Source organism: Promicromonospora sp. NPDC090134, assembly GCF_044746965.1.
Taxonomy (GTDB): Bacteria; Actinomycetota; Actinomycetes; order Actinomycetales; family Cellulomonadaceae; genus Promicromonospora.
In genome coordinates, this window is sequence record NZ_JBIVCZ010000004.1 from 336,049 (window position 1) to 350,663 (window position 14,615).

Sequence of the window (14,615 nt, forward strand, 5' to 3'; positions counted from 1 at the left end):
AGGGCACTGTCCGCGCCCCGACCGGAGAGGAGCTGCTCCTGGACCTCGCCGACCAGCACGGCCCTCTCGTGTTCCGCCGGTTCGTCGACCGGTTCGCACGCGTCGCCGACCCGGAGTCCGACGACCGCGGATACAAGCAGGCGGCGGAGCGCGAACACCTCGACGTGGCCAAGACCTTCGGGGGCTACCACGTCAACGGTTTCCTCACCGACGAGCACGGCGAGGCTCTACGGGCCGCGATGGACTCGGTGATGGGAGCCCCGACACCGGGTGACGAGCGCACGCCCGCGCAGCGTCGTGCCCAGGCACTCGCCGACCTCGCCCGCACCGTGCTCGACAACGGCCTTACGGGAACCGGTGCGGCTGTGCGGCCGCACGTCACCGTGACCGTGTCGTGGACAGAGCTCGCCCGCCTGACCGGACAGTTCGGCAGGCACACCATCGAGGAGCCGACCGGATTGACCGACGTCACAGCGGCACCCGCACGGTTCGGGATCTCCGCGTCACTGGTCCCGACCGCCACGCTGCGACGTCTGCTGTGCGACTCCGCCGTGACAAGGGTCGTCTTCGGGGCGGACAGCCAGGTGCTCGACGTCGGGCGGGCGCAGCGCACCGTCACCGGGCAGATACGCCGGGCCGTGATCGCCCGCGACAGACACTGTGTCTACGCGGACTGCACCCAGCCGCCCGCACGATGCGAGGTCCACCATGCCGAACGCCACTGGGCCGACGGCGGCGACACCAGCGCGCGCAACGCCGCACTGTTGTGCTGGCATCACCACGACCTGGTCGACACCACCGGCATCACCATGCGCTGGACGGGGAATCCCGACGGCGCCCGCCACTCGGGCTGGACCCTGGTCAACCGGCACGGCAAGGAGATCAAGCCCGCGGGCAGCCCGCCCCGAGCGATCGGGGGACGGAGATGAAGCGGCCCGAACCACCCGCACAGGGCACGAACCCCGCGCGGGCGTGCACCGCTGCCCTGCCCCGGCCGGAGCACCGGCCGGGGCAGGCAGTTCGGTCAGCCTGCGACGTCCGCCACGGCTCGGGCCCGGCCCACGACGAAGGCGGCGTGGAGCACCGTTGGCGGCGTCAGCTCGCCGGCCAGCAGGCCCTGGGCCGTCCGCTCCAGCGTCGCGAGCCCGAGGTCCCGGGCCAGGACGCGCGCCTGCTCGACGTCGGACCGCTGCCGCACCGTGAGCGCCGGCCGACCCGTGGCCGCCGCGGCGAGCAGGACGTCGCCCAGCAGCAACGTCACGCGGCGGACCGGGGGCGGGGGTGCCGCCGGCGGCCGGACGGCCTTCGCCGACGACGCCTGAGCCTTGAGCTTGCGGATCCGCTTGCGCCAGAAGTCCCAGTAGCTGTTCTCGAGCGACCAGGCCGGCGTGATGGTGGGACTGACCAGGCGGATCGCGCCCTTGTCGCGCACGAACAGGCCGACTGGCTCGTCCCGCTCCTCGCGGCGCTCGATCGTCACCGCGACCAGCCTGGACCGCACCGACAGCAGCGTCTGGACCGCCTGCTCCCCCGCGGCCGGCAGACGCAGCTGCCGCGTCTCGCCGTCCGAGGTGACGACGGCGAGCGTGAGCTCCTGCCGCACCTCGTCGATGCCCACCTCACCGACGTCGCGGACCAGCACCAGCCGCACGTTCGCCGGACGGCGGCCGAACCCGACGACGTCGCGCGGCCGCACGCCCGCCCCCGTGCGCGCGGCGATCACGCGGAGCTCCTCGAGGTCGAACCCGTCTCCCTCCAGCCTCTGGAGCACCGGGGTTCCGCCTGCACCGAGGCCGCCGTCGGGCCTGGTCCGCACCTTCGTCAGGGCGAACGCGCCCTCGCACAGGGTGCTCAGGGACCTGTTCCACAGGAGCGGGCTGGTCCAGCTCCGCTGGAACCTGGGGTCGCCGCCCGCCGGGCGGCCGGTCACGACCTGCCGCACGTGGCCGGCGTCCGTCGTGGCAGGCGCGCCCGCCTCGGTCTCGGTGTCCCAGCCCAGGTAGGCCAGGCCGCGCGACCCGCTCTGCGACGTCCACCAACGGGCTCCGAGCGGCACCCAGCGCGGGAGGTCGATCTCGTCGTCGGAGCCCTTGCCGGTCCCCCGCCCGCGGCCGGCAGAGGCTCCGTCCGACGGGTTGGCGGCAGCTCCGCCCGACGGGTTGGCGGCGGCGCCCGACGAGCTGCCCACGGCACCGCCCGCAGCTCCAGCAGCTCCAGCACCACTGCCCACAGCTGCAGCAGCACTGCCCACAGCTCCAGCAGCACCTGCTGCAAGCGCGGGTATCGCAGCTGCTGCGCCGGCCGGGTCGGACGCCCGCTCCAACACCTCGCACATCGCCCAGATCTCGGCGAGGGCGTCGAGCAGGTCGGACTCCGTGACCGCGTCGTCGCGACCGGCGAGTCCCGCGACGAGGCCGCCGGCGACCCGGACGAGACCGTCGAACCGCACACTGCCGACCTGTTCGGGCGCGACCTGGTCGAACCCGGCGACCCGCACCCGGCCGGCCAACGCGGTGAGCGACTCGGCGTCGTCCGACCCGAGGTGGGACAAGCCGCCCGACATGAGCCGTCCGACGACGTCGCGCACCTCCGCGAGCGCCTCCCGGCGACGCTTCAGCACCGCCGGAGACGGTGCGCGGCCCGCGGCCCCCGCACCGGCCGCCGCCTCCGCACCAACCGCCGCACCCGCACCAGCCGCACCAGCCGCACCAGCCGCAGTCATCCCACCCGGTCCTGCCGCAGATCCCGCCGAGCGGGGCACGGACTGCGCGACAGCCGCAGCAGTGCCGGTCTCAGCGCCCGCCTGCGCCACGTCGGGCGCGATCCCGGTCGCCCACAGGCAGGCGGCCACGACGTGCTGACACACGCCCGCCGTCGGGCAGTCGCACGCGACCGCGGCCGGGCCGCGGCCGTCCACCCGCACCGAGACGCCGGACACGTCGAGCACCGCGCCCTTGGCGTCGTACGACACCTCGGTCACGGTGTCCTTGCGGGCCCGGCGCAGCAGGCCCGCGTTGCCGAGCGCCTTGAGCGCGTCGTCGTCCAGGCCCGCGTACGGCGCCGCCCACGCGTAGGTCCTCCGGTCGCTCATGAGAGCACCTCTCCCAACCACTCGGCGAACCGTTCGGGCGTGAGCGCGGCGACCTCCATGCCGCACTCCGCCAGGTGCCGGGCCGTGCCCTGGTCGTAGACGGGTTCGGCCGCCTCGTCCAGGGCGGCGAGCCCGAGCATGGTGACGCCGGAGGACGCCATGCGGCGCACCGTCGTCAGCAGGTTCGACACCGATCCGCCCTCGTAGAAGTCGCTGACCAGCGCCACGACCGTCCGCGACGGGTTGCGGACCTGCTGCTCGGCGTGCCGCACGGCCCGTGCGATGTCGGTACCGCCCCCGAGCTGCGCGGTCATCAGGACCTCGACGGGGTCGGCGGCCAGGTGCGACATGTCCACCACCGAGGTGTCGAACAGGTAGAGCTGCACATTGATACCGGGCAGGCCGGACAGGATCCCGGCACACACCGCGGAGTACAGCAGCGACGGCGCCATCGAGCCCGACTGGTCGACGAGCAGGATGACGTCCCAGGTCAGGGTGCGCTTGGCCCGGGCGGAGAAGCGGACGTCCTGGACCGTCATCCGGCCTTCGGCGTCGACCCGGCCGAGGTTGGCGCGCAGCGTGCGCTTCCAGTCGAAGTTCCGCGCGACCCGGTGCATCGACCGGCGTGACCGGTCGATGCGGCCGTTCACCGCCGTGGCGAAGCGAGGCCGCAGCCGCCGCACGACGTCGTCGACGACCCGGCGGATGATCCGCCGCAGGCCCGCCGCGGCCTGGTCGCCCAGGGCGCCCCGGACCTGCAGCATCGCAACGGCGAGCTCACGGGACGGTTCGAGGGTCTCGAGCGCGGTCTCGTCCTGCAGCAGCTCCGTGAGGCCGTACCGGCTCACGGCGTCGACCTGCATGCGCTCGAAGGTCTCCCGCGGGAACAGGCTGCCGGCCTCGCTCAGCCAGCCGAGCGCGGTCACGTCCACGCCGTGCGGCTGGGACCCGCCCAGTCCCGCGCCCCCGCCGCCGCGCGCGCCGCCGCCCTCACCCGGGCCGGTGCCGCGCCCGACGCGATGCCCGCGGGCCGTGTACTCGCGGTCGTACAGATACCGCAGGGACCGCTCCAGCCCCTGGTCCTGCTGGCCCACCTGCAGCTCGTCGGCCGCGTACCGGCCCAGCACCAGGCGCCAGCGCCGGGCGGCCTCGTCGTCGGAGACCGACGGCGGCGTGTCAGACGCCTCGACTTCTTCAGGCACCCCCAGATCGGGCGCCCCGAGATCGGGCACCCCGAGATCGGACGCCGTCCGACCGGTCGCGCTCATGCTTCTCCTCCTGCGGTGCCGACGCCGGCGGCGCCCACGGCACTCGTCGTTGCGGTCGTCGGGCCCCAGTGGGCCAGCCCGTCCCTTTCCAGCACCGCGACCAGCTCCCGGTCCAGGACCAGGCCGGTCGCCAGATCCTCCTCCGACAGCGCGACCCGCACGTCCACCTGGTCCACCCGCGCCCCGGTCCGCTCCGCCACGCGCTTCGCCAGCCGGTGCGTCTCGGTGGGCCGGAGCCACGTGAAGGCCCGCCGCAGGTCGGGCAGCACCGCCAGGAACGCGTCGCCGTCGAGCGTGCGCAGCGCGTCGTCCACGGCGTCGAACATCTCCGGTGTGTGCAGGATCAGGTCGGGAGCGGCGCGCATCACGCCACCCAGGAACCGGACGGCCGCCCCTGGGTCCGCGCCCGCGGACAGGGCGCCGCGCACCCGGGTGACCAGGACGTCGTCGGCCACCTCACCGTCGGTGAACCCCAGGGCGAGCAGCGCGCCCGCGACGGCGGGCGCGGTCGCCTCGTCGTCGCGCAGGCGCGCGAGCTCGCGCGCGACGGCGATGCGGTTGACGGCACCGTCGGCTCGGTTCGCACCGCGGTGAGCCGCACCGCCGTGAGCCGCACCGCCGTGAGCCGTACCGCCGTGAGCCGTACCGCCGTCAAGCACGGCAGCGTCGGGCGCACCGCCGTCCGCCGCGCCGCCAGAGACCGCACCACCAGAGTCCGCACCACGAGGGACCGCGCCGCCGTCCGCCGCCGCCGCGTCCCGGAGCAGGGAGCGCAGGCCGATCAGGGTGCCGATGGCGGCGTCCTCGTCCTCGGCCCGGACCTTCCCCAGGTCGCTGACCAGGTAGGCCGCGGTGGCGAGCGCCTGGCTCACCAGGTCGAGCAGCTCGCCCGCGTATTCCTCGGCGCCCAGCTCGACCCGGGCCTGCCAGAGGCCGAGCAGCCGGCGAGCGCCCGAGACGACGGAGTCCACGTCGCGGTCGGTATCGAGGGTGACGCGCAGCAGGGAGACGATCCGGGGCAGGTGCGAGCCCATCCCGATCACCAGCGCCTGCGCCACGAGCCGCGCGAGGGCGTCGACAGAGGCTGCCCTGGCACCGAACGCCGGCCCCGACGACGAACCAGCCGACGAAGCAGCTGATGAACCAGACGGTGACCCAGGCCCGTTGCCGGATCCCGCGCCGGTCCCGCCGCCCGCGAGCCGCGCCTCCGCCTCGTACAGCCGGGCGACCGCCACGGCCTCCAGCGTCGCGCCGAGGTGCACCATCTCCACGAGCCGCGCCTCGACCAGCGGCGTCCAGCAGTACTGCCACTCCTCCGTGATCAGGCCGAGCCCTCGGCCCGCCACGTGGTCCGGTCCCGAGACGAGCTGTCCGAAGCCCGCGCCGACGAAGTCGAGCAGCGCCAGCACCTGACGCTTGGCCCGGTGCGACGCCGTCCGCCGCGCATCCAGGCGGGCCGTGCGCGGCAGCGAGTCGTCGACGACGAGCCGCACCGCGCGCACCCGCTCGCGCACATCGCGCACGAGCGGCGGCGACGCGCTGCCGGGCGGCAGGTCGCCCAGGGCCCGGCCGCCGAACACCTCCGCGATCGCCAGCCCCAGCGGCCGCTCCGGCTCGCCCGGTCCACCGACGCCGCCGTCGTCCTGCACGTAGCACGAACGCATCGCGTCCAGCAGGTCGGTGCGGCCCGCGAAAGCACGCTCGCGCAGGTGCGCGAGCCGGGTCGCGGACGCCGCCGCGGCGCCCACCTGCGGCAGGCTCACCGCGTGCCCCCGGTCGACGGCGCCACGGGCGACGTCGACCAGGATCTCCGCGGCGAGGGCGCGGGCGCCGACGGGGCCGGACGCCGAAGCATCCGCGCCGTCGGCTGCCAGCTCCCGCAGGTGCGCCGCGTGCAGGCGCTCGTAGTAGCCGGGCGACGGCATGCCCGCGCCGTACCCGCGCAGCCCGTCGAGCCGCTCGTGGTCGTAGCGCACCAGCCAGGCCTCACCCTGCGCGATCGGGCCGAAGCCGCCCGCGGGCTGCCGGTCGCGCACCGGGGCGCCCTCCGGCGCGCCGGACAGCGCCTCCACCAGCGCGAGCGTGTGGAACGCCCCGGTCACGACGAGCACCGGTCCGCCGGCCTCCGCGGTCGTTCCTGCCAGCGGCCCTGCTCCCGCCACCAGCTCCGTTCCGGCCGCCAGCTCTGCTCCCGCCGCCGGCACTGCTCCCGCCATCGGCCCTGCCATCGCCTCGGCGATCCGGGCCGACATCCGGGCCTCGCGATCCAGGGACCCGTCGGCGCCGAGCACGCTCTCCTCGTAGTCGAGGCGCGCGAGCGCCGCCCACGCGAAGACGTCGTCGAACAAGGCGCGCCAGTCCGCGAGCTCGGCGCTGCTCCGGGACTCGAACAGGTGGTCCCAGACCTCGTCGTGGTCGCGGCACCCGAGCCGGCGCGCGAGCGTCGCGACCGCCTCGGAGTGCGCCAGGTAGCGCTCGGACATGAGGGTCCGCGCGAAGGGGTCCGGCTCGCCGGCGGAGTTCGGCCCGGCACCCGACCCGGCACCTGATTCGGCAGAGTCCAGCCCCGCAGGGTCCGGCCCCGAACCGCCGGCCCCCGAATCCTCGGATCCCGGCCCCGAGACCGCGCGCTCCGCCGCCGACCGCTCGCCGAACGAGCGGTCGATGAACCTGAGCTCCGCGCCGGCGTCCCGCCCCGCGTGCAGGGCGACCCACTCCGGGGAGAAGGACGCGAGCGGGTAGAAGCCGGCACCCTCCCCGGGCTCGCGGTCGCCCGCCTCCGCCTTGGACCTCGCGCCCGAGCCAGAACCCGAGCCGGAGCCCGAGCCGCCGAGGCTCAGCACCGCGACGGGCGGCCGGGTCGCCTCGTGCAGCAGGTCCGGGATGAGCCGCGTGAACTCCTCGGGTCCCTCGATGAGCACGGCCGACGGCCGCAGCTCCTCGATCGCCGCCCGCACCGCCACGGCGCACGCCGGGCTGTGGTGCCGCACGGGCGCGAAGTAGACGCCGCGTTCGGTCCGCAGCCGTGCGACGGCGTCCGCGGCCGTGCGCAGCCGCTGCGGAGCAAGGTCCCAGACTGCGTCCGCACGCCGGCTCGTGGCGCCGTCCGGCGCCGCGACGGCGCCGTCGTCGCTCACCACCGCACTTGTGCCCGCTGTGCCTGCACCCGCTGCGCCTGTACCCGCTGAGCCTGTACCCGCTGAGCCTGTACCCGCTGAGCCTGCGACCACTGTGCCCGCGCCCGCCCCGCCGCTCACCGCCACAGCGGCTCTGCCGCGGTGAAGAACGCCTTCCAGCGCGCGTCCGTGCGGGCGCGCTCGCGCACCACGTTGTCCACGTAGTGCCGCAGCCGGCGCGCGTCCTCCTCCTCGCCCTTGAGCGCGACGCCTGCGACCTGCCGCGCGACCTCGGCCGCGGTCACCGTGCCGTCGCCGAGGTATCGGGCCTCCAGCGAGGCGGCGACGGCGACATTGACGGCCTCCGCCGTGGACATGACCGTCTCCGGCCGCTTCACCGGCGCGCCCTCGCGCGTGCTGCCCGTCCGCAGGTCCTGGAACACGGTGACCAGCACCTCGAGCACGTCACGCGGCACCTCGGGGCGGTCGCCCTCCGGTCCCAGCTCGGCCGCGAGCTGGCGCTGCACCAGCTCGATCTCGAACGCGCGGTCGCGCACCGGGGCCACGGTCTCGAAGCTGAACCGGCGCTTGAGCGCCGCGGACATCTCGTGCACACCCCGGTCCTTCAGGTTCGCGGTCGCGATCACGGTGAAGCCCGGCCGGGCGGCGACGCGCGCGTCGGGACCGAGCTCGGGGACCATGAGCTGCTTCTCCGACAGGATCGACACGAGCGTGTCCTGGATCTCGGGCGCGCAGCGCGTGATCTCCTCGAAGCGCACGACGCGCCCCTCGCGCATGCCCGTGCAGATCGGCGACGGCACCAGCGACCGCTCGCTCGGCCCCTCGGAGACGAGGAGCGCGTAGTTCCACGAGTACCGGACGTGGTCCTCGGTGGTGCCCGCGGTGCCCTGCACGGTCAGGGTCGAACTGCCGGAGACCGCCGCCGACAGCAGCTCGGACAGCATCGACTTGGCCGTACCGGGCTCGCCCACCAGCATCAGGCCCTGCCGACCCATCAGGGAGACGACGGCGCGGTCCACCAGCGGGTCGTCGCCGTAGAACTTGCGGGTCACGCCGAGCTCCTCGGAGCCCACGACGAACGCCCGCACGGCCCGCGGGCTCAGCCGCCAGCCTGGGGGCCGCTCGTGCCCGCGCTCGGCGTCCCAGGAGTCGAGCGTCGCGAGCTCGGCGGCGTAGCGGATCTCGGCGGGCGGGCGGATCTCGGCGGCCTGGCTGGTCTCGGTTCCAGCAGTCGTGCCTGCCGAGACGGTGGTGTCCGTGGTCATGACGTCCTTCGGTGCGTGCGTTACGAGTGATGACGTGCGAATGATGGTGTGCGAGTAATGCCCCGACGGCCCTGGTCAGGGCCGCTGCGGTCAGCGTGCGATCAAGGTAGCGGGAGCCACTGACACCGCCGCCGGCCGGCTCAGAACCTGCTCTTCCTCACCCAGTCGGGGTCGAACGACCCCGCCTGCGCCACCGTCACGTACTCCTGGTACGAGACCGCGACGAGCGCGGCCGGCAGGTCCTCGATCTTCTGACCGCCGTCCCAGCTCTGGGCGCCGTGGAACGTGAGGCTCGTGACCGCGGCCGGGATGTTCTCCTCGGGCAGGTAGGCGCCGGTGAACGAGATCTCCACGGTGACGCCGAGGCGCGGGTACGCCTTGGTGTAGGCGTCGAACCAGCCGCCGTCCTCGGACGCCGCCCGCCGGTACCCGAGCTTGGTCGCCCGGCCGCGGATCGAGAACGAGTCGGTCAACCAGCCCCGGTGGTCCGCGATCTCCCTGGCCCCGGGCTCCAGCTCCGGCGGGACGACGGCGTGGGCGCCGAGGCCCTGGTCGAACAGCGGCGTCACCTCGTAGTCGGCGAGGTGCTTCCGCCATGCCTCGGCCTCGCCGGCGCTGGCCGTCCCCGCATCCACCATGGCTATTGCAGCCGGCAGCGTGACGGCGTGCGCGATCGACACCCGCGCTCCTTCGGGGAGCACGACGTCGCCGTCGTCGACCCCGATCAGCACGCCGCCGTCGCCGGGCCGGAAGGCGACGGCGTCCGGAGTCCCCACGCCCGGCGTCGCGCCACCCTCGCCTCCACCCCGGCCCCCGCTCCCGCCAGGCAGCCTCGCCACCCACACGAGCCGGGCAGCGAGCCGCGACATGAGTGGGTGTCCCAGCACGAACTCGTGCCACTCGTCGGCACCCCACGTGCGTTCCGAGCACATGGCCTCGGCGATCCGCTGCGTCTGCACGGCGATCACCGCCTTGAGCTCCTTGCGGCTCGCACCGAGCTGCTTCTTCGCCCCGGCGTAGGAGTCGCCGTCGTCCGACGCCCGCTGGGGCGGCAGCGCCTTGACGACCTTGCCCGTGGGATCGCGCAGCTCCAGCGTGAACTTCTCCGTGATGCGCCCGGTGAACACGCGGTCTTCGGGCGAACGGCCTTCGAGCCCGCCGCCGTCGGGCGAGCCGAGATCGAGGCGCAGGACGCCGTCGTCGTCGAACCCGGCGGTCTGCACCGTGCGGTCCGCGAGCTGGTCGGCGTCCCAGCCACGTCGGTCGGCGAGATCCTTGGCCAGCGCGGTGGCGACCTCCTGGACCGTGGACATGCTGAACCGGCGCGAGACCGCCAGCAACGCCTGCACCGCGGCGCGGTCGCCGTTCGCGGCCAGGGCCCGCACGAGGGCCTCGGCCTGGGCGCGCCGCGTCTTGTTGGCCTTGAAGTAGTGCTGCGCCGCGGCGGCCAGGTCGCCGCCCGGCATCCCGACGGTCAGCGCGAGCAGGCCCTTCTCCTTCACCGCGGAGCCGCGATACTCCGCCTGGTGCTCTCGGTACAGGTGCCTGTAGTGGTCCTCGACCGACAGCGCGGCGAGTGCCTCGTAATGGCCCGGGTAGTACTGCAGCATCCGCTGGTACTCGTCGTACCGGTACTGCGCCCCGGCCTCCGCGTGCGCCTTCGACTCCTCGACCGCCGGGTGGATCGTGTCCTGCGCTACCCAGGCGCTCAGGACGAAGGACCCGAGCGCGGCCCGGGACGCCGCGTCGAGCCGGGACACGTACAGGGCGAACAGCCCCGCGCCGCCGGGATCCTTGAGCTTGCAGGCCAGGACGACCCACCAACGCACCACCTCGGGCGGCACGGTGCCCTGTTGGGTTGCCCACCGCAGCCGGGGCAGCCCGTCGAACGGGAACCACTCCAGGTCTGCCGGAACCGGCTTGCTGAGCCCCTTGACCGCCTCGGCCAGCAGGATCTCGGGCGCCAGATCGGCCGAGATGTCGTCCCCCAGCGCCTGCAGCGCCGACAGCAGCGCGGCCCTCCCCGCCTCCTGGCGCTCCTTCCGCAGGGCAGCACGCAACGCCGGTACCGCCGCCAAGTCGCCGATCCGCACCAGCCACGCCGCCGCCGAGACCCGTACGCCCGCCTTGCCGTCGACGAGACCCTGCTCGGCCAGCCCGCGGACGCCGGGGTTGGTCGACAGTACGTCCTGCGCGGCTCTCCGGTGCTTGTCCTGGCCCAGGGCGAGGCCCGACAGCAGCGGCAGCGTGGCGGCGGGCGCCACGGGGAAGGCCGCCACGATGTCGAGCGCGCGGGAAAAGGCGTGAGTGTCGTCGCCGTCGCGCGGCGTCAGGTGCGGCACGAGGAGGTCGACGCGCTCGGCGTAGTAGGGCCACAACAGCCCGACCAGGGCCTGCTGCGAGGAGTACCAGTGCTCCCGGAACACGAACTGGTCCACGGCGGCAGCCGGGTCCGCGACACCGAGCCGGACAAAGAGCTCCTCGACGGCCCGCAGGTCACCGAGTCCGGGCAGGAGCTCCTCGACCAGCGGCGACACATCTTCCCGCCCCAGCGCGAGCCAGAGCCGCAACTTGTGCCCGGGCGCCGTCGTCGGCAGGTCGCGGCGTCGCCACGAGCACCACTCCGCGGTGGCCTCCGACGGTCTACCCTCCTCGCCGTCGGCACGCACGCCCACGCGGTACGTGTCGCCGTTCATCAGCCGGACGACGGCGCGCAGGCCGTCCTCGGTGATCGCGGACAGTCTCGTCAGGTGCTTCTGCGCCCGCTCGACGACCCAGTGCGGTCCGTCGCCCGCCGTCGCCTGACGGACCTCCTCGGCAGCCATCGCCCGATGGCGGCCCAGGAGCTCGAGGGCGGCGATCACATAGTCGTACCCGAGCGTGGGCTCGTTCGGAGCCCCGAAGGAGGGCACCTCGGTCAAGGCCTCGGTCCCTGACACGCTGACCAGGGCCTCCGCACGATCGAGCGTCTTTCGCAGCGCGCCGACGCGCGCGACCTGGCCCCGGGCCTCGCCCGCGGCGGCGAGAGCCGCCCGGACGGCGTCGAGCCCGTCCGGCGTTCCCGCGAGGTGTGCCAGGACCTCGCCCAGCCTGTTGGGCGTGGCGGTGCTCAGGAGCGGCGCGAGCAGGCCACGCTGCTTCTCCGCCTCCAGTGACGCCAGCAGGTTCACGGCTCCCGCCCGCACGTCCTTGGCCTGGTCGACGGCGAGCGCCGCGACCAGGTCGGCATGCGGGGTCAGGTTCCGACCGACGACGTCGAGGAACGCGGCCTTGCCCGGGGCGGTGAGTGGCCGCACGACGTCGGGCAAGGCGGCCGCGTGCTCCGCGAGGAACGTGTCCATCGGCACTGATGCGACCCACTTCGTGAGCTGCTTCAGTCCCCCGGGCTGCACGTCGGCGGCGCGGTGCAGCAGGGCGGTGAGCACCGCGGGGACGACCTCCGCCTCGGGCACCCCGCCCTCACGTGCGACAGTCGCGAGGAACTGGGGAGTCCAGCGTGCGAACACCGCCCGGCGCGTCGCGCGGGAGCTCTGGGGTCGCACGCTCACGACGTCGTTCACGAGGGCGGTCAGCCAGCCGGGCGCTGGCGGCGACACCCGGTCCACGTCGCCGATCGTGGCGAGCAGGCGCCCCAGCCGCGCGACCGCAGCGGCCGGAGCCGTGGTATGCACCGTCATGCGGGCCCGCACGCCCTCGTGCACGGCCCACCCGGCACGTGCGCGCCTGACGCGGTGGACGATCCCTTTGTCCGCGGCGTGATACGAGTAGCCGACGGCGCCGGGCTCGGCCATCAGCAGGTACACGGCGTGCGTCGTCGCCGCGTCGAGCGTTGCCAGCACCTCCGGCGTCGTCCCGTCGCGCACGTACCCGAGGGCCTGCTCGAAGGTGTCCGGCAGGATCGCTCTCAGCGGCGCCAGCGCCTCCTGGTAGGCCGTGAGCAGCTCATCCCCCTGAGCCGGTCCTGCTGCTGGGTCCTGCGCGTGCTGCACGGTACGGCCTCTTCGCCTCGTCCCAGGTCAGAGGCACACCTGGCGCCCTCACCACGCCGCTCGGTGGGGCGCGCCATCAACGTAGCGGGGGTCACCGACACGGCGGCGATGCCCTCGGGACCCGGCCTCCTCCGGACGCAGCGTCCTCGGGACAGAGGCCCGTCAGACGATGTCCGAGACCCCGGCATACGTCGCGACGGCCGGCTCGCCGGCCCAGGCGTAGACCTGGATCACCAGCCCGCCGGGCGTCGACTCGCTGCTGACGAGCCGGAGCCCCGCGGGCGCGCCGCCGTCCGGGAAGAGCCGCCTGCCGCTGCCGACGACGACCGGCGCGACCACGAGGCGGAGCTCGTCGATCACTCCTGCGGCGAGGAGCGACTGGGCGAGCCGGGCACTGCCGTGGATCTGGAGCTCGCGACCTGGCCGTCGTTTGAGCTCCGCGACCTGGGACGCCACGTCGCCCGAGAGAACCGTGGTCGGGTGCCAGGTGCCCTCGGTCAACGTCTGCGACGCGACGTACTTGGGCAGGCTGTTCATGAGCGCGGTGAACGGGTCGGCCGGATCGGTGATCTGCGGCCAGTCGCGCGCGAAGGCGGCGTAGGTATGGCGACCGAGCAGGAGCCCGTCCGCCTCGCCGAGCCACTCCACCGTCCGGCGGACGAACACCTCGTCGATGTGGGGCACGAGCCAACCGCCTCGGGTGAACCCGTCGCTGGTGTCCTCCTCCGGCGAGCCCGGCCCCTGCGAGACGCCGTCGAGGCTCACGAACTCCGTCAGGATCAGCCTCACGATCTCGACTCCACCAGCTCGGCGAGCTGCCGCGTGACGGTGCCCCAGCCGTCGTGGAAGCCGAGCTGCTCGTGCCGGTCGCGGTCGGCGACGTCGCGGTGCATCGCGGTCGCGCGGTACTCGGTGCCGTCCGGGTGGTCCCGCATCGTGATCACCGCGGTGACGAACGGCTGCGCCGCGGGACGCCAGCCGGCCACAAGCGCGTCGGTGAAGACGATGCGTTCGAGGTCGTCGACGGCGAGGAAGCAGCCCGTGATGTGCGGGCCGAACTCGATGCCGTCCTCGCTCAGCTCCGTGCGGAAGGAACCGCCCGGGCGCAGGTCCATCTCCGCGACGCGGCAGATCTGGGGTGCTGGGACCCACCACTGCTCGAAGCTCGCCGGGTCGGCCCAGGCGTTCCAGACCGACGAGCGCGGGGCGCCGATGACGCGGGAGACCGTCAGGTCGAGGTCGGGCCGGCCGGACCGGCTGTCCGGTGAAGCTCCGTGCGACGTGGTCATGAGAGAACATCCCTGTTGTCGGTGTGGTGGTCGTGCGTGTCGATTTCGGGGTCGTCGGCGTCGTGCCCGTCGGCGTCGTGCCCCTCATCAGCGCCGGGCCGCGCCGCGGTGACGAACCGTTCGAGCCGGTCCGTGCGCCCCTCCCAGATGCTCCGCTGTTCGCCGAGCCAGCTCTCGACGGCGTCGAACGCCTCCCGCTCGAGCGTGCACGTGCGGACCCGGCCGACCTTCTGCGACCTGATCCATCCCGTGCTCTCGAGATAGCGGATGTGCTTCATGAACGACGGCAGCGCCATGTCGAACGGCGCCGCGAGCTCGCCGACGCTGGCCGGACCCGCGCCGAGCCGGCCCAGCACGGCGCGCCGGGTCGGGTCGGCGAGCGCCTGGAACGTACCGTCGAGGACCGAATGCTGAGCCATGCGGCTAAGTTAGCTCGCGCGAAAACTAAGCGCAAGGGCTAAGTGTCTGGCGCGCGCGCGGACAAGCCGGCTCCACGGACAAGGGGCCCGCCCGGACAGAAAGCCCGGCGCGGACGACGAACCGGCGCCGGCTCCCGAGGAGCCGACGCCGGCAAGC

The 14,615-nt window shown here is 73.9% G+C and carries 9 protein-coding genes; 1 reads left to right on the forward strand and 8 read right to left on the reverse strand.

Annotation, left to right across the window (positions count from 1 at the left end):
* Nucleotides 1-929, forward strand: a 929-nt coding sequence (locus tag ACIPN7_RS13875; RefSeq protein ID WP_400542793.1) for a DUF222 domain-containing protein, incomplete at its 5' end; no start/stop codon positions are given.
* Nucleotides 930-1,024: 95 nt separating this feature from the next.
* On the opposite strand, the gene ACIPN7_RS13880 is transcribed toward ACIPN7_RS13875, so the two are convergent.
* The 8 genes from ACIPN7_RS13880 to ACIPN7_RS13915 all read right to left on the reverse strand — a co-directional run bounded on the left by ACIPN7_RS13880 (nt 1,025) and on the right by ACIPN7_RS13915 (nt 14,458).
* A complete protein-coding gene (locus ACIPN7_RS13880; protein WP_400542795.1) occupies nt 1,025-3,091 on the reverse strand; it encodes a hypothetical protein in 2,067 nt (688 codons plus the stop codon).
* Complete coding sequence (locus tag ACIPN7_RS13885; RefSeq protein ID WP_400542798.1) at nt 3,088-4,359, reverse strand: VWA domain-containing protein; 1,272 nt, start codon at nt 4,357-4,359, stop codon at nt 3,088-3,090. Before ACIPN7_RS13885 ends, ACIPN7_RS13880 begins: the two co-directional genes overlap by 4 nt.
* Entirely contained in the window at nt 4,356-7,496 is a 3,141-nt protein-coding gene (locus ACIPN7_RS13890; RefSeq protein ID WP_400542801.1) for a DUF5682 family protein, read from the reverse strand. The genes ACIPN7_RS13885 and ACIPN7_RS13890 overlap by 4 nt, the downstream gene beginning before the upstream one ends.
* 116 nt (nt 7,497-7,612) lie before the next feature.
* Nucleotides 7,613-8,761 carry an AAA family ATPase gene (locus tag ACIPN7_RS13895; RefSeq protein ID WP_400542804.1) on the reverse strand — a complete coding sequence of 383 codons (1,149 nt, stop codon included), beginning with the start codon at nt 8,759-8,761 and terminating at the stop codon, nt 7,613-7,615.
* Nucleotides 8,762-8,901: 140 nt separating this feature from the next.
* Nucleotides 8,902-12,750, reverse strand: coding sequence for a DUF4132 domain-containing protein (locus ACIPN7_RS13900; RefSeq protein ID WP_400542807.1), 3,849 nt, complete (start codon nt 12,748-12,750; stop codon nt 8,902-8,904).
* 162 nt (nt 12,751-12,912) lie between these two features.
* Nucleotides 12,913-13,539 carry a dihydrofolate reductase family protein gene (locus tag ACIPN7_RS13905; RefSeq protein ID WP_400542810.1) on the reverse strand — a complete coding sequence of 209 codons (627 nt, stop codon included), beginning with the start codon at nt 13,537-13,539 and terminating at the stop codon, nt 12,913-12,915.
* Entirely contained in the window at nt 13,536-14,039 is a 504-nt protein-coding gene (locus ACIPN7_RS13910) for an SRPBCC family protein (protein ID WP_400542813.1), read from the reverse strand. The genes ACIPN7_RS13905 and ACIPN7_RS13910 overlap by 4 nt, the downstream gene beginning before the upstream one ends.
* Nucleotides 14,036-14,458: an ArsR/SmtB family transcription factor gene (locus ACIPN7_RS13915; protein WP_400542816.1), complete on the reverse strand. Its 423-nt coding sequence runs from the start codon at nt 14,456-14,458 to the stop codon at nt 14,036-14,038. The genes ACIPN7_RS13910 and ACIPN7_RS13915 overlap by 4 nt, the downstream gene beginning before the upstream one ends.
* Nucleotides 14,459-14,615 lie beyond the last annotated feature (157 nt).